Origin of the sequence: Gluconobacter sp., from assembly GCF_047723935.1 — a bacterium.
Classification (GTDB): domain Bacteria; phylum Pseudomonadota; class Alphaproteobacteria; order Acetobacterales; family Acetobacteraceae; genus Gluconobacter.
The window spans coordinates 1-21,049 of sequence record NZ_JBDOBO010000026.1 but is presented as its reverse complement, the minus strand read 5'-3'; the positions used below and the strand labels follow the sequence as shown (position 1 = coordinate 21,049).

Here is a 21,049-nt window from a genome sequence, read left to right as displayed (position 1 = left end):
TTGCTTCATTCCCTCAGTTGGGGCGTTGCTGTTTGACTGACCACTTGGAGCTTGAACAGTGAAGCGTCGTCATTTTCTGCGCGCGGCTTCTGTCGCGCCCGCCTCTCTCGCTGCATCCTCTCTCGTGCCCCAATCAGCTTGGGCTGATGGAAATGAAGACCGGGGAACAGGCCCTTCCGGTGTATTCGAAGTGGTGGCCCAGTTTGATGGACCAGGGCCTTCGGGCGTCGTGGTTCTGCCAGATGGTCGCATATTCGTTGGTTTTCCACGGCATGCGGTTGACCATAAGGGGGCGACACTGGGTGAACTCGTGAAGGGGAAGGTTGTTCCTTATCCTTCGGTCGAGGAAAGTATGCCCAGCAGCCGCTCGGCCGCGGATTGCCTTGTGTCCGTTCATGGCATGACGCTGGATGCAAAGGGCCGGATCTGGGCAATCGATGATGGCAAAAGAGCCGGTCACCCGCTGGCGCTTGGTGCCGCCAAGATCATTTGTATCGATCCACAGACCAGCACGATTGTTCACAGGATTATCCTGAAAGCGCCGGCACTTTTGCCGGACAGTCATATGAATGATCTGCGTGTGTCCCTGTCTCATGGATCTCAGGGCACAGTGTTCGTGACGGATTCTTCATTCGGAACGAAGCCGGGACTTGTGGTGGTGGATGTCGCGACGGGGCAGGCGCGTCGTGTCCTGACGCAAAGCAAGGCCATTCTGGCGGAACAGGGCTTTCTGGCAATTGTGGAGGGCGAGCCCCGCCGATACATTCCCGGCAAGCCTCAGCTTGTTTCGGGTGGTGTGGATGGTATCGCCATCACAAAGGACGAGCAGCGTCTGTACTTCTCGCCTCTGACAAGTCGCCGTCTTTACAGCTTGCCCGTTGCTCTGCTCGCAGATGTCTCCTCGGATGACGCAACGCTTGAGCCAGCGATCAGGGATGAAGGTGAGAAAGGGGTGGCTGATGGCCTCGATTTTGACCGGCACGATCGCCTTTACACGACCAACTACGAACACGACTGTATCTTGCGGCGTGATCCGGATGGCAGTTTCAAGATGATGCTCCGGGACCCGCGCGCTCTTTCGCCGGATGGCATTTTTGCATCCGACAATTATGTCTACTGCACGTTTGGTCAGTGGAACCGGCTGGCCTCTTTCAATGAAGGCAAAGACCGGCGCGTTCCGCCCTATCTGCTGGTCAGGTTCCCGATTGAAGAGCCGGAAGCCTACAATGCCCTGCCCGAGGGGGCACCATCCAAAGCCGGGACACCGGGGGATTAAAAACGAAAAAAGCCCTCGACCAGAGGACTGGGTCGAGGGCTTTTTCGGGCTTGAGGCCTTCAGGCTGTCTGCTGCGGTGGTAGTTGGTCTTCTGTTGTGTGCTTGTCCACTGCGGCAGGAAGCAGCTGGGCAATAGCCGGAAGAATGGTTGCTGCCGGAAGACCTGTCTTTGAGACAATCATCTGGATCTGCTCGTTCGTCAGCAGATTGCGGAGTTCATCCGTGGTGATGGGCAGGTTTTCACCGTTACCAATCCAGGAATGGATCTTTTCATCAAGGCCTGCGCTCTTGGCCTGTGCGATGAGCATGTTCAGGCCTTCGCCTTTGAGCATGTCCCCAAAGCTACCGCCCAGCTTATCGCCGAGTTGGCCGCCGAGAGCGCCCATGGCCTGATTCACGATGTTACCGAAAAAGCCGCTCATGGCACGTATTCCGTCTTTGACGCGGCCTGAACGCCGCCAGGAGAAAAAAGGGCCGAGCCAAAATGATCGGCCCGGCTTTAAATCAGGACGCCCGTTTTTTGTTGAGTTCCTGAGGAACTTCGACATCAATTTCGAGCATCGAACAGCCGCTGCCGCGGTCAAGCTTGATCTTGACCTTGTCCTGATCGACGGCGACGTGGCGTGCGATGACTTCCATGATTTCTTTGTGAAGCTGCTTGATTAGGTCTGACTCGCCTTCTTCACCTGCGCCACGTTCGTGGGCGAGAAGAATCTGGAGGCGATCCCGTGCGACAGCGCTACTGGACGTCTGCTGACGTTTTGCGAAGAGGTTTGCGAGGAAGCTCATGCCGCACCCTTCTTGCCAAGGAGCCAGTCAAAGAAGCCACGCTTCTCGACCGGGACTGAAACTTCAATCTTCTCACCAGCCAGACGACGTGCGGCTTCGAAATAGGCGCGCGCCGGGAGGCTTTCCGGAGAGGACAGGGTGACAGGAGCGCCAACGTTGGACGCCTTCAGAACATCATCGCTTTCCGGAACAATACCAACCAGCGGGATGGACAGGATTTCCAGAACGTCTTCAACGCTCAGCATTTCCTTGCGGGCAGCGCGGATCGGGTCATAGCGCGTGATGAGAAGGTGCTTTTCAATCTTCTCGCCGCGTTCGGCCTTTTCGGTCTTGCTATCCAGCAAGCCGATAATGCGGTCTGAGTCACGTACGGAACTGACTTCAGGGTTCGTCACGATGACCGCAGCGTCAGCATGATACATGGCGAGTTGCGCACCGCGTTCAATGCCAGCCGGGCTGTCACAGATGACCCAGTCAAACTTCTCGCGAAGTTCTTCCATGACGCGGGCCACGCCTTCTGACGTCAGCGCATCTTTGTCGCGCGTCTGGGATGCCGGAAGAATGGAAAGGGTTTCACAGCGTTTGTCGCGGATCAGGGCCTGGGACAGTCTTGCGTCGCCCTGCACCACGTTGATGAGGTCAAACACAACGCGACGTTCTGCACCCATCACCAGATCAAGGTTACGCAGGCCAACGTCAAAATCCACCACAACGACGTTCTGGCCGCTTTGCGCGAGTGCGGCGCCGAGAGCGGCGGTCGATGTCGTCTTGCCGACGCCACCCTTGCCTGAGGTGACAACCAGAACCTTGGCCATGAATACTCCAAAAACTGCTTCTGTGACGTAATGCCGCCCGTTGTGCGGAACCCGCGCCTGATGCCTTATCCTATGGGATAGTAAAGCCTTACGGCAACACGGGAATAAGGGCTGTTTCGTGGCATGAGGTCACTTTCTTGCAGTTCCCGCCTCCGGATTAGCGCGGAAGAGGCAAAACGCGGACCCGGTCCTCATCCAGAAGGACCTGTGCGGGTTGGCCGAAAATCGCAGCGTCAATGTCTTCCGTAACGGCGTAAAAACCATCCAGAGCAAGGAGTTCGGCCTCCATTCTGGACGCAAAAATTCGCGCTTCAGACTTGCCGCCGACACCGGCAATCGCGCGGCCGCGTAACGAACCGTAAACGTGGATAGAACCTGCTGCAACGATCTCTGCTCCTGATGAAACGGAGCCGATAATGATCACGTCGCCCTGCATGTGCTGGATGCATTGTCCTGAGCGGATGGCGCCGTCGAGGATCAGCGTTTGCCCGCCTGCGGGCGCCGCGACGGCTGTTGCATCCGCTGCGGCCCCTTGATCGGGAAGCTCTACTTCGCCGGAAGGGCGGCCGCCTTCGAAGGAGGCAGGCCAGTCCCACCCCGCGACAGCTGGCCATGAACGATCACCGCCTTCAATGCTGATGATCCGTACGCCACGACTGCGGATATCTTCCAGGAGGGTTGGCAAGCCCGGTGTTTCTTCCGAGAGAAGTCCGAGGTCGAGAATCACCGGCTTTCCGCTGAAAAGGCCGCCGGAACGGACGACCTGCTGATCCAGGCCAGCCAGCCAGAGGTTCAGGGGAGCCTCCGGTGACAGGACCAGCGCCAGAAAAGAGCGGCCGCGGGCACGGATGCGCATCGGGGAGGAGGCGTGAGAAGCGGATGCGGTGTCTGACATCGGAAAATTCGTTGGCCCTGTATGGAAGCGATAACGCAGGCTCTTGTGAGCGCGGTATGGCTGACTTAGAACATGAAGAATGCGTATCCTGCATCACCTTCCACTCTCCCCGCAATGCCGTCTTGTCCGGCTTGTGCTTGGCGAGAAGAGACTGCCCTGTGAACTCGTGATCGAACGGGTGTGGGAACAGCGCGAGGAATTCCTTGCTCTGAACCCTGCTGGTGAGGTTCCGGTTCTCGTTGAAGAGAACGGGCTTGCCGTACCCGGCGCCCGCGTCATCTGCGAATATCTGGATGAAGCCTATCCTGATACACCCCTGCTTGGCCGTACGCTTGCCGAACGTGTCGAAGTCCGTCGATTGATGGACTGGTTTGAGACCCGTTTCGGGCAGGAAGTGACGCGTAACCTGCTGGGCGAAAAAGTTGACAAGCGGTTGTATGGCCGTGGTCACCCGGACGGAAACGTCCTGCGGGCCGGTTACGGCAACATGCGCTTCCATCTGGATTATATCGGCTGGCTGGCAGAAACGCGGTCCTGGCTTGCGGGGCCGTCCATTTCTATGGCTGACTTCGCTGCTGCTGCGCATCTCTCGGCGCTCGACTTCATTGGGGATGTGAACTGGGCAAAAGCGCCGGCCGCCAAGGACTGGTATGCTCGGGTGAAGTCTCGTCCGTGTTTCCGCGGCCTTCTGACTGACCGGATGAGTGGCATCACGCCGCCCGGTCATTATGCGAATCTGGATTTCTGAGCGGGAGCTGTCCGTGACATTTGATGTGGTGGTCCTTGGGGCTGGTGCGGCTGGCCTCATGGCTGCTGCAACAGCGGGACGTGGTGGTGCGCGTGTACTGGTTCTGGATCACGGGTCCGAACCCGGACGCAAGATCCTGATTTCGGGCGGTGGGCGCTGTAACTTTACGCATCTGGAGACGGGGCCAAACTGTTTCCTGTCCCAGAACAAGCATTTTGCGCGCTCGGCGCTGGCACGGTACACGCCGCGTGATTTCGTGAAGTTGGTGGATCGCTATCAGATTGCCTGGCACGAGAAGGCCAAGGGGCAGTTATTCTGCGATGGGTCTGCCCGTCAGATCGTGGATATGCTGGTGTCTGAATGTCAGGATGCTGGTTGTGAAGCGCGGATGGAGACCCGGATCACAGATGTCGAGGCCGATGCGGATGGCTTTGTCGTTCGCACGGATGCCGGGGATGTTCGAAGCCGTTCTGTGATTTTGGCAACCGGCGGTCTGTCCATTCCCAAACTGGGCGCTACTGACCTTTCCCTTCGGATCGCACGATCATTCGGTTTGAAGATTGTCCCGACTGCTCCCGCTTTGGTGCCGTTGGTCCTGGATGATGCGGATCCTTCTCTGGCGGGTGTGTCTCTGGATGTCGTGACAACTTGCGGGAAAAAAGGGCCTCGCTTTGCCGACGGGATGGTTTTCACCCATCGTGGGCTGTCAGGCCCGGCCATTCTCCAGATTTCCTCTTATCTTGAGGCAGGCGGCACGGCTCATATTGACCTGATGCCGGGGCGAAACGCGGTGGAGGTTTTGCTGGCGATCAAGAAGGCACGTCCGCGCGCGCTTCCTCCCAGCCTGCTTGAAGCGCTCCCCGCGCGTCTGGCGAAAGAGCTGGCTGCCGGGCTTGGAGACGTCATGCTGGCCAATCAGCCGGACAAGAATATCAAAGCGCTCGCAGAACGTCTGTCCCGATGGGAGGTCCGTCCTTCTGGAACGGAAGGGTACGCAAAGGCCGAAGTTATGCGCGGAGGGATCGATACGAGCGGTCTTTCGTCCCAGACAATGGAAGTGCGGGACGTCCCGGGGCTGTATGCGATTGGTGAAGCAGTGGATGTCACGGGATGGCTGGGTGGCCACAATTTCCAGTGGGCCTGGTCCAGCGGTGTTGCTGCAGGGCAGGCTGCTGCTGCCCGTGTGTAGGCTGGTGCGCCACAGGATTGCCATATCGGCATAGGATGCCCGCAACTGATGAGCGGAAGATCCGTTTTGCGCTCACATGAATTGTTTTGAGAGGGTCATGTTGATGTCTGGTTCTATTCGCCGTTCAGCCCTGCGTGCTGTTGCAGGCCTTTCATTCCTTGGGTTGGGCGCATGCGTCGGAACGGCCGCGCCTGGCCCTGTTAACCCGTCAGCGCCTGTCGCCGGGTATGGCTATACCTGCAAGGCCGGGATCTACACCTGCAAGATGCCAACTCAGGTTCCTTTGGGTACCTCCTGTTCCTGCCCGGGACTGGGCGCTGCAAGCTACGGCAACATCCATCAGCCCTGAGGCTGCCAGGATTGGACATGAGCTCCTAAGGGGCTAGAACCGCGCCATGCAGGATGGGAGTTCCGGTATGGTGCAGTTCGTTCCATGGATTATTGCAGCAGCAGCTCTCGTGGTGGCTGCCTTGGCGTTGTTGCGTGGTAATAGCAGGGACGTCGCCCGCCTGCTGGACCGTGAAGCCGATGAGCGTGCGCGGGATGCGGACTATCAGCGGGCACACTTGGCCGAAGTTGAGCGTGTCCTATCTGGTCGGATGGATGCTCTTCGGCTTGAAACCAGTGAAAAACTTGGCGATCTCGCGCGCCGTGTGGGGCAGGATCAGGCTGAAGGGCGCGTTCTGCTCTCCGATGCGTTGCGTGACATGGCACAAAGTCAAAACGAACAGATCGAGCGGATCCGTCTGGCCGTAAATGAACAGTTGCACGGTGCTGTCGAAAAGCAGATGCAAACCAGCTTTCAACGCGTGGTTGAGCAGTTCAGTGCGATGCAGAAAGCCCTCGGTGAGGTCACAAGCGTTACAGCCCAGATCGGGGACCTCAAGCGTCTGTTCTCGAACGTCAAGACGCGCGGTGGCTGGGGCGAGGCACAGTGCCGGGCTATTCTGGACGATATTCTTCCGGAAGGGAGTTATGACACCAACTTCCGACTGGGAGATAGCGGAGAGTCGGTAGAGTTTGCCATTCGAATGCCTGTGAAAGGGCATGTTGCTCCCCGCTTGGCGATTGACAGCAAATTTCCCACGGAGGCTTACGAGCGGCTTTTGAATGCTTCAGAGCTTTCGGATGCATCGGCTGAAAAGGCTGCAAGGCGCGAGCTTGAAACGGCGATCAAATTCGAGGCTCGCAAGATCGCGTCCAAGTATATCCGGCCACCTGTCACGGTTGAATTCGCCGTCCTGTATCTGCCGACGGACGGTCTCTATACCGAAATTGCCCGAATGCCTGGCGTTATTGATGAAATTGGGCGGTTGTATCGGGTGATTGTCATGGGGCCGTCATTGCTACCCGCCATGCTGCGTACGGTTCATCTCGGTTATGTGACGCTTGCGCTGGAAGAGCGGACAGAAACCATTGCCAGTCTGTTAGGCGCGACACGGCAGGAAATGCTTCGGATGGATCAGGTTCTTGAACGGTTGCAGCGAAATGCCGGTACGATGGGAAACACGATCGAAGAGGCGCGCCGCCGGACCCGTGTTCTTGGGCGTCGCCTGAGATCACTGGATGGTATTGATAAAATGGATGAGGAGCAGGACGAGATTGATAGTCTGGAAGCTTAAGACTGATTTTAATTGGATGACAGGATATATTCGCGCATGTGACAGTTATGAGCATGATGCCCGTACCTGAGCACGAGGCGGTCTCCCGCCCGATTGAGCCTGTCATTCGTCTCCTGCTGATTGAGGACGATGAAAGTATTGCGTCGGAAGTCTCCGAGGAGCTTAAGACGCGCGGTTATGATGTGACGTGGGTCGATAATGGCATTCTGGGCCTCGAAGCTGCCCAGTCCGGTCAATATGACCTGATGGTCGTTGATCGTATGTTGCCTGAGATGGACGGCCTGAGTGTTATCGAGGCCCTGCGCCGCCAGAAAATCACGCTTCCAGTTCTGGTTCTTTCCGCATTGTCCGCAGTTGATGACCGTGTGAATGGCTTGAAGGCTGGCGGTGACGACTACCTTACAAAACCGTTCGCCATGGAAGAGCTTGCCGCCCGATTGGAGGCCCTGCTGCGGCGTCCCACGGATAGCCGGGTAACGGTTCTGCGGGTTGGTCCCCTTGAGATGGACCTGATTGAGCGCAAGGTGTCTCGCAGTGGCCGGGACGTTGAGCTTCTGCCGCGTGAGTTTCGTCTTCTGGAATACATGATGCGCCGCCCGGGCACCGTTCTGACCCGAACGATGCTGCTTGAGGACGTTTGGAACTACCGCTTTGTGCCACAGACCAATCTGGTGGACGTGCATATCGGCAAGTTGCGCAGGAAGATTGATCTTCAGGGCGAAACGCCGCTGATCCATAGCATCCGGGGCGCGGGGTTCAGTCTGCGTGTATCGGACTGACATTTTCCGGACAGCCACGTTCCGGCTGACACTGGCATTCGTGGTGGCGATGATCGGCGGCATCACGATGCAGTTCCTGCTCGTCTATGCCCAGATGAACGGTTACGAAAGTGCTCGTTCCAGCGATCTGCTCCGGCGTGAGGCAGCCCTTCTCGTTCAGGAGACACCTGAGCGTCTGGAAGACGTCGTCCGGGAACGAAGCAAGACAGACCTGCGTGTCATTTTGAATGGCGCTGGCCTGTTCGACCTGAATCACAACCGTATTGTTGGTGACATTCGTCGCTGGCCTGAAGGGCTGGAGGTGTCTAACCGGACGCGTCGTCTCAAAGTCGCGCCTCCGGGGGACACGCCCTATGAGATGCGATATCTGGCGATAGAAGTTCCGGGGCCGGGTGGCGGAGCAGGGGATCGGATTCTGGTCCTTGCCCGCTCCATGCATATGGCGGATGAGCTTCGGTACATCATCAAGCGGGCTGCGTTGATTTCACTGGTGCCAATGGTGCTGTTTGCGCTGCTGGCGGGATTGTTTCTCAGTCATCGGGCCTTGGCGCGGGTCAAGGAGATGCGGCAGGCCATTGAACGGATCATGGCGGGCGATCTGCATGAGCGTTTGCCCGCCGGGCGCGAGTGGGATGATATCGAGCGTCTTGCTGGCGCGGTGAACCGGATGCTGGATCGGCTTGAACATCTGCTCGATGAAATTCGCGATGTTGGCAACGATATTGCGCACGATCTTAGGACTCCGCTGGCACGTGTGCGGGCGCGGTTGGAGCGAGCGCTCTCTTCGTCAGATGATCCTGTTCACCTCAAGTCCATCATCCTGCGGGCCACGCAGGATCTGGATCAGTGCTTTTCTGTGATTACAGCGCTGCTGCGTATCGGTGAAATTGAGAACGGACGCCGGCAGGCAGGTTTCACAACAATGGATCTGTCGGAGCTGGTTGCGGGTATCGCAGATCTCTATGAGCCGATTGCCGAGGCTGGTGGACTGGCACTAACTGTTGAAGGGGCAGATCGCGCAATCCCACTGTATGGAGATATGGATCTCCTGAATGAGGTTCTGGCGAATCTTGTGGACAATGCCATCAAGTTTACGCCTCCCGGTGGGGATGTTGGATTGATGGTTGGGCAGGACGAGCAGGGCTGTGCCTGGCTTCAGGTGCATGACACGGGCATCGGGATTGCGGAAGAAGAGCGGGGCGCCGTATTGGGGCGATTCTACCGTTCAGACAAAAGTCGTCACATTCCGGGAAGTGGTCTTGGTTTGAGTCTTGTATCTGCAATTCTGCATTTGCATGGGGCAACGCTGAAAATCAGTGCGTTCCGGCCCAATCAGGAACTGGCAGGATCAGTATTTACGATCCATTTTTCAGGGTGGAGTGGCTCTGAGCGTAGCGCCAGTATTACATGACATTTCTGTTTCATGCCTGAATCCGGTCTTTCTTAAATTCAATTTTGCTTGTCGCACTTCCTGTGTCCGGTATGACTTGTCTCAATTTAAAGGGGACGCCCGTTGAGACTGAAAAAGACTGACGTAATCGCGCAGCTCCGATCATCAAGGAACGGGAGCATCGCAGACGCATGAATGCCATCGTCGTAACGGCCCTCAAGCGGCCTTATACGTTCGTTGTTCTTTCAATCATGATCCTGATTTTCGGGGTCAGGGCGATTGTTTCGACGCCGACGGACGTTTTTCCTTCAATCAAGATCCCTATTGTTGCGATTGTCTGGTCCTATACTGGGCTCATGCCAGACGACATGTCAGGTCGTATTGTTTATTATTACGAAAGATCGCTAACGGCGACTGTCAGTAATATCGAGCATATTGAGAGTTCGTCTTACTACGGCCGTGGCATCGTCAAGGTCTTCTTCCAGCCCGGAACGAATACTGCGGTTGCGCAAACGCAGATTACGTCTGTTTCCCAGACGGTTATCAAGCAGATGCCGACTGGGGCGACGCCCCCGTTGATCATCGCGCTGGATGCGTCTTCCGTTCCGGTTCTGACGTTGCAGGTCAATAATTCGACCATGTCCGGGTCGGAAATCTACAACATGGCGTCCAACCTGATTCGCCCGGCGCTTGTGCCGGTCGCGGGTGCGGCCATTCCAAACCCATACGGTGGTCTTGCGCCGGACATCATGGTCGATATCGACCCGATCAAACTTCAGGCTCACCGTCTTTCGCCCGAAGACGTTGCGAATGCGCTGAACCGCCAGAACATTGTTCTGCCGGCTGGTGATCAGAAGGTCGGTTCCATTGACTGGATGGTGAAGACCAACTCGACTCCGCTTGATCTGTCTGTCTTCAACAAAATGCCCATCAAGCAGGTGGGGAACTCTGTTATCTACCTGCGAGATGTCGCGTGGGTGCATCGAGGAGGGCCTCCCCAGATCAACGCTGTTCTGGTGAAGGGACAGCAGGCCGTTCTGATTGTCATTCTGAAAAGTGGTGATGCCTCGACCCTCTCGGTCGTCGCGGGCGTGAAGGCGCTTCTGCCTCAGATCAAGGCTACATTGCCGGCGGGCACTACTCTGAACGTGCTGACGGACGCGTCAGGCTTCGTGAAAGAGTCGGTTTTCGACGTGGTGCGTGAGATGATCACCGCTGCGATCCTGACCAGTTTGACAGTTCTGCTCTTCCTTGGTTCCTGGCGCTCTACCGTCATCGTTGCGACGTCCATTCCGCTGGCCATGCTCTGTTCGTTGATCGGCCTCAGTATTGCGGGGCAGTCGATTAACGTCATGACATTGGGTGGTCTTGCTCTGGCTGTCGGTATTCTTGTCGATGACGCGACCGTCATGATTGAGAATATCGATGCCCATCTTGAGATGGGAAAAGAGCTTGAAGACGCCATCATTGATGCGGCCAATCAGATCGTCATCCCGACATTCGTGTCGACAACCTGTATCTGTATCGTCTGGCTGCCGCTTTTCGAGTTGACGGGCGTTTCCGGCTGGCTCTTCATGCCGATGGCCGAGGCCATCATCTTCGCGATGATTGCGTCCTTCATTCTCTCACGAACCCTCGTCCCGACAATGGCGAACTGGCTGCTTCCGGCGCAGGTGAAGATGCACCGCGATCCGGAGTGGCATCATCGTAAGCCAGGCTTTTTCGGCAGGTTCCAGAGAGGCTTTGAAGCCCGGTTTACGAGCTTCCGCGAGCATTACAAAGGTATCCTGTCTGGCCTGATCGCCATTCGCGGCCGATTTGTTGCCATGTTCCTTCTGGCGGCTGTGGCGTCCATGGCCCTGCTGTTGTTCGTCGGGCAGGATTTCTTCCCGGAAATCAAATCCGGTACGCTTCAGATGCATATGCGCGCACCGGTTGGTACGCGTATTGAAGAGACGGGTAAGATTGCCGGGCTGGCAGAAAAGCGCCTGCGGCAGATCCTGCCGGGTCAGGTCGAGAATGTCGTCAATAACTGTGGCTTGCCGTTCAGTCAGTTGAACCAGGCCATGGTGCCGTCACCGACAACGGGTGCGCAGGATTGTGACATCACGATCCAGCTCAAGAATGATGAAAGCCCTATCCCGGAATACCGTCAGAAAGTCCGTAAGGGCCTGACAGATGCGTTTCCTGGAACAATCTTTACGTTCCAGCCGGGTGACATGACCGCCAAAATCCTAAACTTCGGCCTGCCAGCGCCGATTGACGTTCAGATTTCGGGCCGTGATCTGCAGAACAACTTTGCCTTTGCAACGCATCTGGCCAAGAAGCTGCGCCATATTCCGGGTATCACGGACGTATCCGTTCAGCAGCCGATGACCCAGCCAACGTTGCTGATCAACAACCGTCGAAGCTTTGCACTGGGAACAGGCATTACACAGCGGGATGTTGCGTTGAATGCTCTCGTCACGCTGTCTGGTAGTGCGCAGGTGGGGCAGACTTACTACTTGAATGCTCAGGGGACGTCTCAGCTTATCGATGTGCAGACACCTGCGAACTACCTTCAGACCATGAATGATCTGGAAATTGTTCCAATCGACAAGGGCGACGGCAACCCGACCAACCAGAACCCGCAGATGCTGGGTGCCCTGAGCGAACTGGTTCAGACCGGTACGCCTGCGGAAATCTCACATTACAATATCATGCCGGTCTTCGATATTTACGCAGCTCCAGAGGGGACGGATCTTGGTACCCTGTCGCGCGCAGTGAACCGTGTCGTTGAGGGAGAGCGTAAGGACCTGCCGCACGGATCAACGCTAGTGGTGCGCGGTCAGGCCGTGACCATGAATGACGCCTATGTGCAGCTGATTGGCGGTCTCGCGCTGTCCATCGTTCTTGTTTACCTGATCATCGTGGTGAATTTTCAGTCTTGGCTTGATCCGTTCGTGATCATCACAGCGTTGCCGGGTGCGCTTGGTGGTATTTCCTGGAGCCTGTTCCTGACCCACACACCATTGTCTGTGCCTGCATTGACCGGTGCGATCATGTGTATGGGAACGGCTACGGCCAATGCCATTCTTGTCGTCTCGTTTGCGCGAGAGCGGCTGGATCACCACGGTGATGTTCTTCTGGCGTCTCTGGAGGCGGGATATGAGCGTATCCGCCCGGTTCTGATGACAGCGCTTGCCATGATGATCGGCATGATTCCGATGTCGATCAGTAATTCCTCGAACGCTCCGCTGGGTAAGGCCGTGATTGGTGGCCTGCTCATCGCAACAGTGGCAACGTTGCTGTTCGTTCCCTGTGTCTTTGCCCTAATGCATTACAAGCGGCCTGCTGGGCCTGAAGGAGACCGCGCGTGACCCACCCGACAGAACAGGGGCAGACGCCTCAGGGAAACCGGCAGGAAAGTGGATCACCCGTGCGGAACAGATTGATTCTTCTTGGTGTCGTGGTGGTTGCCATTGTGCTGGCTGCCTGGGGGATCGTTGAAAGAGGCGTGCACTATCATTCGCTCAGCGGTGTAACTGAAGAAGCGGCCATTCCGCCGGTAACGCTGATTTCTCCGCAGCCTGGGCCGAAAACGCGTCAGGTTGATCTGCCGGCCAATCTGGCGGCCTGGTATGAAGCGCCGATTTACGCTCAGGTCTCCGGCTATGTGAAGATGTGGTACAAGGACTACGGCGCGCATGTGAAGCGTGGCGATGTTCTGGCTGAAATCAATACGCCAAGCATTGATGCCCAGTTCCAGGCGGCCAAGGCGCAATATAACGTCAAACTGGCGCGCTATAACCTGGCCGTTATCACGACGCAGCGCTGGACCGCTCTGAAGGGGACACAGGCTGTGTCCCGGCAGGAAGTGGACGTGCAGGCTGCAAATGCAGCGGCACAGAAAGCTGAGCTGGAAGCTGCCGAGCATGAAGTCGAGCGGTTTCAGGCGCTGGAAGACTTCAAGAAAATTGTCGCTCCATTCGATGGAATCGTGACGTCACGTCTGGTGAACGTAGGCGACTATGTGAATGCGGGCGGTGGAAACGTGAATTCACGCGGAACAGCCTCAGAGCTGTTTTCGGTGGCAGATGTTCATCGAATGCGCGTTTTCGTCTCTGTTCCGCAGGATTTTGCGAGTGTTATTTCGCCAAAAATTACGGCTGATCTGTCTGTTCCTCAGTATCCAGGGCGCCGCTTCCGCGCCACGTTCCTGGCAACGGCAAATGCGTTCAATGCGTCTACGCGAACTGTGACGACAGAATTGACGATTGGGAATGAGGACAATCTTCTCTGGCCGAATTCCTACGCAACGGCTCATATCGCTGCTCCCGGCAATCCTGACATTTTGATTCTTCCTGAAGGCGCTATCATTTTCCGGGCCCAGGGAATGCAGGTTGCCAAAGTTATCAACGGACATGTCCATCTGGTCAGCGTGACCGTTGGCATCAACTTCGGGACGACTGTGCAGATCCTGAGTGGTGTCACGAAGGATGACCAGCTTATTGCCAACCCGACCGCTGATCTGCTGGAAGGGGATGAGGTTCGTGTTGTGCCAACGACACCGGGCTATAACATTCCGACCAAGGCTCAGCAGGAAGAGGACCAGAAATCTGTGCGTTCGCATGATGCCAATCCGGATGAGGCTGGATCCCGTTGATGAGATTGACTGATCGCAAGCGCGGATATTTCTCCAGGCCTCGCCGTCATGTGGCGACGGCTTTGGCTGGTGTCCTGTCCATCGGTCTGGCGTCCTGCAATCTGGCGCCAGAGTACCATCCTCAGAAATTCCTCTATCCGGAAGGCTGGGAAGGGAAGGGGGTCATGGGCAACGCCCGTCCTGCGGATGATGCGCTCCGCAGTGACTGGTGGACGATGTTCAAGGACCCGATCCTGAACGAGATGGAAACGCGGATGCTGCAGGTCAATCCGGACCTGCAGGCCGCCGCAGAAGCCTTTACCCAAGCCCGGGACGTTGCGCGCGAGGCGGAGAGCAAGCTCTATCCGCAACTCACCGGTGCAGCTCATATGAGCTATAACAAGGGCTCGGTCGGGCGGTTGTATAACAACCCGAGAACCAGTTCGTCGCTCGTGTATGAGTCAAATCAGGCTTATAGCGGTGCTGCAACCTGGGAGCCGGATTTCTGGGACTCCATCCGTAACTCAACACGGATGGAGAAAAATCTCGCTCAGGCAACGGCCGCAGAATATGCGTCAGCCAAGCTGAGTCTGGAGGCGGAACTCGCCAGCGATTATATTGCGTTGCGAGGGCTTGATGCCCAGAATGCGGTTTATGAAGACTCAATCCATTACTTTAAGGCCGCAGTAGAAATTACGGAGCTGCGTCAGGCTGGTGCCATTGGTGCTGGGCTTGACGTTTCGCGTGCCCAGAATCAGCTGTTTTCAGCTATGGCCGCTCAGAGCACTCTGGTTGCAGACCGGCGGGTGATGGAAAATGCGATCGCCGTGCTGCTGAATACAGCGCCTGCGGGTTTCCATATTGCGCCAGTTCGCGACGTGAAAATGCGGTTTGGTGTCGTGAAGGTAAATCCGGGCTTCCCGTCGTCCCTGCTGGAGCGGCGTCCGGATATTGCATCAGCTGAACGACATATGGCCGCAGCCTCCCGGGCGATAGGCATATCACGCGCAGCGTTCTATCCGCATATTACGTTGAGCGCGGATGGGGGCTTTGAGGATGGCGGGTTTGATCTTGCCAGTATTTCCAGGGCATTCTGGAAAATTGCAGTTCAGGCTGTAGAGCCAGCCTTTACGGGCGGGTTAAGGCGTGCCGCATTGCAGCGGGCCTGGTCTCAGTACCGGGCCTCGGTTGATGACTACCGTGGTGTTGTTCTGTCAGCGTTTCAGGACGTGGAAAACGGTCTGACGCAGAGCGGGCAATACAAGATCGCGCAGGACCAACAGCAAAGAGCCGTCGAAGCTGCATTGCGGACGCAGAGCATGACCATGGCGCTCTATACAGGTGGCTTGTCGAATTATCTGGATGCTCTCGTAGCGCAGCAGGATGCGCTCCAGGCGCGGTTAGGACTGGTTCAGACGCAGACCTCGCAGATACAGGCCACAGTGCGGCTTGTCCGTTCTCTGGGTGGTGGCTGGGATACCAGTGAGCTGCCGGGTGTGAAGCAGATCGATCCGTTTGGTGCGTTCCAGTATGAAGGATTGCACAAACCCGCACCTGTTGCGGGAATTGATGCTCATGAGTCTGCTGCTGACAATGATCTGAGTGGAGACAAGGGCTCGAAAAATATGCGGGGAGGGTTGACGCGCTAGGCTAAACCAGTCTAGGGGACCGCCTCACTTCGAACGCGGGAGGGGGCGGCTGTGTCCGACTCCGTTGTCACCGCGGTTCGGGAACGACAAACAGGGGAGTCCCGGATATGGCCAAAAAAGTTGTTGGCTACATCAAGCTTCAGATCCCGGCTGGTAAAGCCAACCCGTCTCCGCCGGTAGGTCCGGCACTGGGTCAGCGCGGCCTGAACATCATGCAGTTCTGCAAAGAGTTCAACGCGAAGACGCAGCAGCTTGAGCCAGGTATGCCGATCCCGGTGGTTATCACCGCGTATGCAGACCGTACGTTCTCCTTCATCACGAAGACCCCGCCGAACACGTACTTCCTTCTGAAGGCCGCCAAGATTTCCAAGGGCAGCCAGACGGTTGGTAAGGCTGCGGCTGTTGGTTCCGTGACGACGTCTCAGCTTCGCGAGATTGCTGAAACGAAGTTCAAGGACATGAACGCCAACGATCTCGATGGCGCTGTGCGTATGCTCGCAGGCTCCGCGAAGTCGATGGGCCTGAACGTGGTGGAGGGCTGATATCATGGCCAAGAACAAGCGTCTGAATGCTGCGCAGGCTACTGTCGAGCGCAACAAGCCATATGCCCTTTCCGAAGCTGTTGCTCTGGTGAAGAGCAACGCCAAGGCAAAGTTCGATGAGACCATCGAAATCTCCCTGAACCTTGGTATTGACCCGCGTCATGCTGATCAGATGGTTCGTGGTCTGATTTCCCTGCCGAACGGCACGGGCAAGACACTTCGTGTTGGCGTGTTCGCACGTGGCGCCAAGGCTGAAGAAGCTCTCGCAGCTGGTGCAGAAGTTGTTGGTGCAGAAGACCTGGCTGAAAAGATCCAGGCTGGCGAAATCGCTTTCGACCGCTGCATTGCAACGCCTGACATGATGGCTCTCGTTGGTCGTCTCGGTAAGGTTCTTGGTCCGCGTGGCCTGATGCCGAACCCGCGTCTCGGCACGGTAACGATGGACGTCAAGGGTGCGATCACGGCTGCCAAGTCCGGTCAGGTTGAGTACCGTGCTGAAAAAGCCGGTATCATCCATGCTGGTGTTGGTAAGGCTTCTTTCGATGAAGCTAAGCTGGTTGAGAACATCAAGGCTCTGGTCGATGCCGTTCAGAAGGCTCGTCCGTCTGGCGCCAAGGGTACCTACATGAAGAAGGCAGCGCTGTCTTCCACGATGGGGCCGGGCGTCCGCGTTGACGTGTCCTCCTTCGAGGCTTGATTGAATTGAGGGCTTTCTGTAGAAAGCCCTCAACAAGGAATGACGCCATGTTTCGGCATGGTGGCGTAGGGGTAATTCGCTCGCGAATTGCTTCCAAACCTGTCCAAGACCGCACGTAGCGCCTCTGGTGCTTTAAATGCTCCTCTCATGGAGTGGCGAGCGTCAGGCGGGGCGCCAGTGTTTCAGTGGCTTTGCCAAGATGCACTGGGTTCGCTCACTTCTGTGGACAGGCGAGCGGGATATTTTCCGGAAACGGGGGTATCCCATGGGTAACTTGGTCCGGATCGTTCCGGACTGACGAGGAGACAGGTTTTGGACCGTACGGAAAAGCGGGCCTTTGTCGAGTTCCTCGCCGATGTGTTCAACAGCACGTCCATGGTTGTCGTCACCCAGAACAAGGGTCTGACGGTTGCTGATGTGACGGAGCTGCGTCGACGCATTCGTGCGGCAGGTGCGACATATAAGGTTGCGAAGAACCGGCTGGCCAGCCGCGCTCTGGATGGGACCCAATTCGACGGCATCGCGCCGCTGCTCAAGGGGCCAACGGCCCTGGCTTGGTCTGAAGACCCGGTTGCAGTTGCAAAGGTGATCGTCGAGTTCGCCAAGACGAATGACAAGCTTGTAGTGCTCGGTGGCTCCCTTGGTTCCCAGACGCTTGACGTCGCTGGAATCAAGACACTTGCCGAGTTGCCGTCTCTGGACGAACTGCGTGCGAAGCTGGTGGGTATGATTCAGACCCCCGCTACGCGTATCGCAGGTGTTGTTCAGGCTCCGGCAGGCCAGCTTGCTCGCGTCTTCGGCGCCTATGCCAAGACCGGCGAAGCCGCCTAAGAGTAAAATCAACGCTGCGGCGTAGATTTGAACCCAATCAAACAGTGCATCACGTAGGATAAGACCATGGCCGATCTGGCAAAGATTGTTGAAGAGCTATCCGCTCTTACCGTTCTCGAAGCTGCTGAGCTTTCCAAGCTTCTCGAAGAGAAGTGGGGCGTTTCCGCTGCTGCTCCAGTAGCTGTTGCTGCTGGCCCGGCTGCTGCTGCAGCTCCTGCTGAAGAGCAGACCGAGTTCACTGTTGTTCTGGCCGCTGCTGGCGACAAGAAGATCAACGTGATTAAGGAAATCCGTGGCATCACGGGTCTGGGTCTCAAGGAAGCTAAGGACCTGGTTGAAGGCGCACCGAAGACCGTCAAGGAAGGCGTGTCCAAGGACGAAGCCGAGAAGATCAAGAAGACCCTGGAAGACAACGGCGCCAAGGTCGAAATCAAGTAATCAACTTGATCGGGTCGTTTCCTCTCTGAGGGGCGGCCTCTGCGAAAGCAGACGGATAGGGCGGGGATCGCATGCGGTTCCCGCCCGATTTGCCGTTGGTGGAAATAAGAGTATAATACGCGGCTCGCTACGTATTGAAATTACTGAAAGCCGGTCGTTCCGGTCGTCCGTGTCGTGTCAGGCGTTCGTCTGACAATGAAATCCCGGGCGACTCGAAGGTCTGGTGCAGAGGGCAAGATAGATGAACGCGATCACCAAATCGTTCACGGGACGCAAGAGGATCCGCAAAAGCTTCGGGCGCATTCCCGAAATTGCGCCGATGCCCAATCTGATCGATGTGCAGCGCGCGTCCTACGAAGCGTTCCTGCAAATAAACGTGAGTCCTGACAGCCGTCAGAACTCCGGTCTGCAGGAAGTCTTCCGTTCGGTTTTTCCAATCAATGACTTTGCTGGTCGCGGTCGTCTGGACTTCGTGTCTTACGAGTTCGAAGAGCCGAAGTATGACGTTGAAGAGTGCATTCAGCGCGGTCTGACATTTGCAGCTCCGCTGAAGGTTATCCTCCGTCTTACGACTTGGGATATCGATGAAGACACAGGTTCACGCTCCATTCATGATCTGAAGGAACAGCCGGTTTACATGGGCGACATGCCGCTCATGACCAATAACGGCACCTTTATTATCAATGGTACCGAGCGTGTCATCGTTTCTCAGATGCATCGTAGCCCGGGCGTCTTCTTCGATCATGATAAGGGCAAGACGCATTCTTCGGGCAAGTATCTTTTTGCTGCCCGTGTGATTCCGTATCGTGGTTCGTGGCTGGACTTCGAATTCGATGCAAAGGACCTGATTTACGTCCGTATCGATCGTAAGCGTAAGCTGCCAGTCACGACGCTGCTTTACGCTCTCGAGGGTGCGAACTATATCGCTCAGCGCGAAGAGAAGATCGCAGAGGGCGGTGATGTCGAAGGTCTCGACATCCGGGGTATGGATCAGGATGAAATCCTGTCCTACTTCTACGATATGGTTACGTTCACCCGCATGGGTGATGGCTGGGCACGTCCGTTCGAGCCTGATGCGTTCCGTGGCCAGAAGCTGCTGAGCCCACTGGTTGACGCTGATACCGGTGAAGTGGTCGCAGAGGCCGATGCCAAGCTGACAGCGCGCATGGTTCGCAAGATCGCTGAAAAGACCCGTGTGGTCCAGGTCGGGCGTCTTGACGTTCTTGGCTGCTACCTTGCCCATGATCTTGTTAACGAGAACACCGGTGAAATTTACGGCGAAGCGGGTGAAGAGCTGACGGAAGACCGTCTGGCAGCACTTGAAGAGCTGGGAATTACAGAGCTTCCAACGCTTTCCATCGATGGTTCGCACGGTCCCTGGATCCGCAACACGCTTTCAGTTGACAAGAACACGAGCCGTGACGAAGCACTGATCGATATCTATCGTATCATGCGTCCAGGCGAGCCGCCGACCAAGGAAACCGCTGAAGCGATGTTCCGCGGGCTGTTCTTTGACCAGGATCGCTACGACCTTTCGTCTGTTGGTCGTGTCAAGATGAACATGCGTCTCGATGTAGACGCTCCGGATACCCTGCGCGTTCTGCGCAAGGAAGATATCCTGCGTACCATCAAGATCATGTGCGATCTGAAGGATGGTCGTGGCCAGATCGACGATATTGATAACCTTGGTAACCGTCGCGTTCGCTCTGTCGGCGAACTGATGGAAAACCAGTATCGCGTCGGCTTGCTGCGTATGGAGCGCGCCATCCGCGAACGTATGGGCTCTGTCGACATCGATACGGTCATGCCGCATGATCTGATTAACGCGAAGCCTGCGGCTGCTGCCGTACGTGAGTTCTTCGGGTCGTCGCAGCTTAGCCAGTTCATGGATCAGACAAACCCGCTTTCCGAGGTGACGCATAAGCGCCGTCTTTCGGCGCTTGGCCCGGGCGGTCTAACCCGTGAACGTGCGGGCTTCGAAGTTCGTGACGTCCATCCGACGCATTACGGTCGTATCTGCCCAATTGAAACGCCTGAAGGCCCGAATATTGGTCTGATCAACTCACTCTCGACCTATGCCAAGGTCAACAAATACGGCTTCATTGAGACACCGTATCGTCTTGTGAAGGACGGTATTCTTCAGGATGGCTGGAAATATCTTTCCGCCATGGAAGAAGAGAAGCTTGTTGTTGCACAGGCCGATGCGAAGCAGAGCGCCGACGGTCATCTGACGGACGAACTGGTCTCGGTTCGTAAGTCTGGCGACTTCCGCGTTGTTCCGCCTGAGCAAGTTACGGCTTGCGACGTGTCACCGAAGCAGCTTGTGTCTGTTGCGGCAGCTCTCATTCCGTTTCTTGAGAACGATGACGCGAACCGCGCCCTGATGGGTGCGAACATGCAGCGTCAGGCCGTTCCGCTGGTGAAGGCTGATGCCCCACTGGTTGGTACGGGCATGGAAGCAGCCGTTGCACGTGACTCTGGTGCGACAATCGTCGCCAAGCGTGACGGTATTATCGACCAGATCGATGGTGCTCGTATCGTTGTCCGCGCGACCGACGATGCCGGTGCAACTCAGGGCGTCGATATCTATCGCCTTCGCAAGTACATGCGTTCGAACCAGTCGACCTGCATCAACCAGCGCCCGCTGGTGAAGGTTGGCGATACGGTTCATGCTGGCGACATCATTGCTGATGGTCCGTCCACGGAACTGGGTGAACTGGCTCTGGGTCGTAACGTGCTCGTCGCGTTCATGCCTTGGAACGGTT

19 protein-coding genes are annotated in these 21,049 nt (G+C 56.6%); 15 read left to right on the top strand and 4 right to left on the bottom strand.

Annotated features, from left to right (window positions below):
- The first annotated feature begins 58 nt into the window (after positions 1–58).
- The gene (locus ABF979_RS10005) at positions 59–1,276 is read left to right on the top strand and encodes an SMP-30/gluconolactonase/LRE family protein (protein WP_415559509.1); all 1,218 of its coding nucleotides are present in this window, start codon (positions 59–61) and stop codon (positions 1,274–1,276) included.
- Between the two features lie 59 nt (positions 1,277–1,335).
- On the opposite strand, the gene ABF979_RS10000 is transcribed toward ABF979_RS10005, so the two are convergent.
- The 4 genes from ABF979_RS10000 to minC form a co-directional block, all read right to left on the bottom strand.
- A complete protein-coding gene (locus tag ABF979_RS10000) occupies positions 1,336–1,698 on the bottom strand; it encodes a YidB family protein (RefSeq protein ID WP_202207724.1) in 363 nt (120 codons plus the stop codon).
- An 82-nt stretch (positions 1,699–1,780) separates the two neighbouring features.
- Positions 1,781–2,065: a cell division topological specificity factor MinE gene (minE, locus tag ABF979_RS09995; protein WP_202207723.1), complete on the bottom strand. Its 285-nt coding sequence runs from the start codon at positions 2,063–2,065 to the stop codon at positions 1,781–1,783.
- Positions 2,062–2,880, bottom strand: a complete 819-nt coding sequence (gene minD, locus ABF979_RS09990) for a septum site-determining protein MinD (RefSeq protein ID WP_046901161.1) — start codon at positions 2,878–2,880, stop codon at positions 2,062–2,064. Before minD ends, minE begins: the two co-directional genes overlap by 4 nt.
- 157 nt (positions 2,881–3,037) lie before the next feature.
- Positions 3,038–3,775 (bottom strand): septum site-determining protein MinC, encoded by a 738-nt coding sequence (minC, locus tag ABF979_RS09985; protein WP_211496673.1) that lies wholly within the window; start codon positions 3,773–3,775, stop codon positions 3,038–3,040.
- A 79-nt stretch (positions 3,776–3,854) separates the two neighbouring features.
- Between minC and ABF979_RS09980 the strand changes: the two genes are divergently transcribed.
- From ABF979_RS09980 to rpoB, 14 genes are all read left to right on the top strand, one after another.
- Entirely contained in the window at positions 3,855–4,523 is a 669-nt protein-coding gene (locus ABF979_RS09980) for a glutathione S-transferase family protein (RefSeq protein ID WP_046901163.1), read from the top strand.
- Positions 4,504–5,712, top strand: coding sequence for an NAD(P)/FAD-dependent oxidoreductase (locus ABF979_RS09975; protein WP_415559519.1), 1,209 nt, complete (start codon positions 4,504–4,506; stop codon positions 5,710–5,712). Before ABF979_RS09980 ends, ABF979_RS09975 begins: the two co-directional genes overlap by 20 nt.
- Positions 5,713–5,815: 103 nt before the next feature.
- On the top strand, positions 5,816–6,061 hold the full coding sequence (locus ABF979_RS09970) for a hypothetical protein (RefSeq protein ID WP_046902022.1): 246 nt from the start codon (positions 5,816–5,818) through the stop codon (positions 6,059–6,061).
- A 46-nt stretch (positions 6,062–6,107) separates the two neighbouring features.
- Positions 6,108–7,334: a DNA recombination protein RmuC gene (locus ABF979_RS09965; protein WP_415559507.1), complete on the top strand. Its 1,227-nt coding sequence runs from the start codon at positions 6,108–6,110 to the stop codon at positions 7,332–7,334.
- 47 nt (positions 7,335–7,381) lie between these two features.
- The gene (locus ABF979_RS09960) at positions 7,382–8,113 is read left to right on the top strand and encodes a response regulator transcription factor (protein WP_086632943.1); all 732 of its coding nucleotides are present in this window, start codon (positions 7,382–7,384) and stop codon (positions 8,111–8,113) included.
- Positions 8,100–9,524 (top strand): sensor histidine kinase, encoded by a 1,425-nt coding sequence (locus ABF979_RS09955; protein WP_415559505.1) that lies wholly within the window; start codon positions 8,100–8,102, stop codon positions 9,522–9,524. The genes ABF979_RS09960 and ABF979_RS09955 overlap by 14 nt, the downstream gene beginning before the upstream one ends.
- A gap of 170 nt (positions 9,525–9,694) precedes the next feature.
- Complete coding sequence (locus ABF979_RS09950) at positions 9,695–12,862, top strand: efflux RND transporter permease subunit (RefSeq protein WP_415559503.1); 3,168 nt, start codon at positions 9,695–9,697, stop codon at positions 12,860–12,862.
- The gene (locus ABF979_RS09945) at positions 12,859–14,148 is read left to right on the top strand and encodes an efflux RND transporter periplasmic adaptor subunit (RefSeq protein ID WP_415559501.1); all 1,290 of its coding nucleotides are present in this window, start codon (positions 12,859–12,861) and stop codon (positions 14,146–14,148) included. Before ABF979_RS09950 ends, ABF979_RS09945 begins: the two co-directional genes overlap by 4 nt.
- Entirely contained in the window at positions 14,148–15,776 is a 1,629-nt protein-coding gene (locus tag ABF979_RS09940) for an efflux transporter outer membrane subunit (protein WP_415559499.1), read from the top strand. Before ABF979_RS09945 ends, ABF979_RS09940 begins: the two co-directional genes overlap by 1 nt.
- 107 nt (positions 15,777–15,883) lie before the next feature.
- A complete protein-coding gene (gene rplK / locus ABF979_RS09935) occupies positions 15,884–16,318 on the top strand; it encodes a 50S ribosomal protein L11 (RefSeq protein ID WP_046901169.1) in 435 nt (144 codons plus the stop codon).
- Between the two features lie 4 nt (positions 16,319–16,322).
- Positions 16,323–17,015 carry a 50S ribosomal protein L1 gene (gene rplA / locus ABF979_RS09930; protein WP_046901170.1) on the top strand — a complete coding sequence of 231 codons (693 nt, stop codon included), beginning with the start codon at positions 16,323–16,325 and terminating at the stop codon, positions 17,013–17,015.
- 312 nt (positions 17,016–17,327) lie between these two features.
- The gene (gene rplJ / locus ABF979_RS09925; protein ID WP_046901171.1) at positions 17,328–17,846 is read left to right on the top strand and encodes a 50S ribosomal protein L10; all 519 of its coding nucleotides are present in this window, start codon (positions 17,328–17,330) and stop codon (positions 17,844–17,846) included.
- Between the two features lie 66 nt (positions 17,847–17,912).
- Positions 17,913–18,284 (top strand): 50S ribosomal protein L7/L12, encoded by a 372-nt coding sequence (rplL, locus tag ABF979_RS09920; protein WP_064275059.1) that lies wholly within the window; start codon positions 17,913–17,915, stop codon positions 18,282–18,284.
- A 241-nt stretch (positions 18,285–18,525) separates the two neighbouring features.
- Positions 18,526–21,049: DNA-directed RNA polymerase subunit beta (rpoB, locus tag ABF979_RS09915; protein ID WP_415559497.1), on the top strand; the 2,524-nt coding region annotated here is incomplete at its 3' end.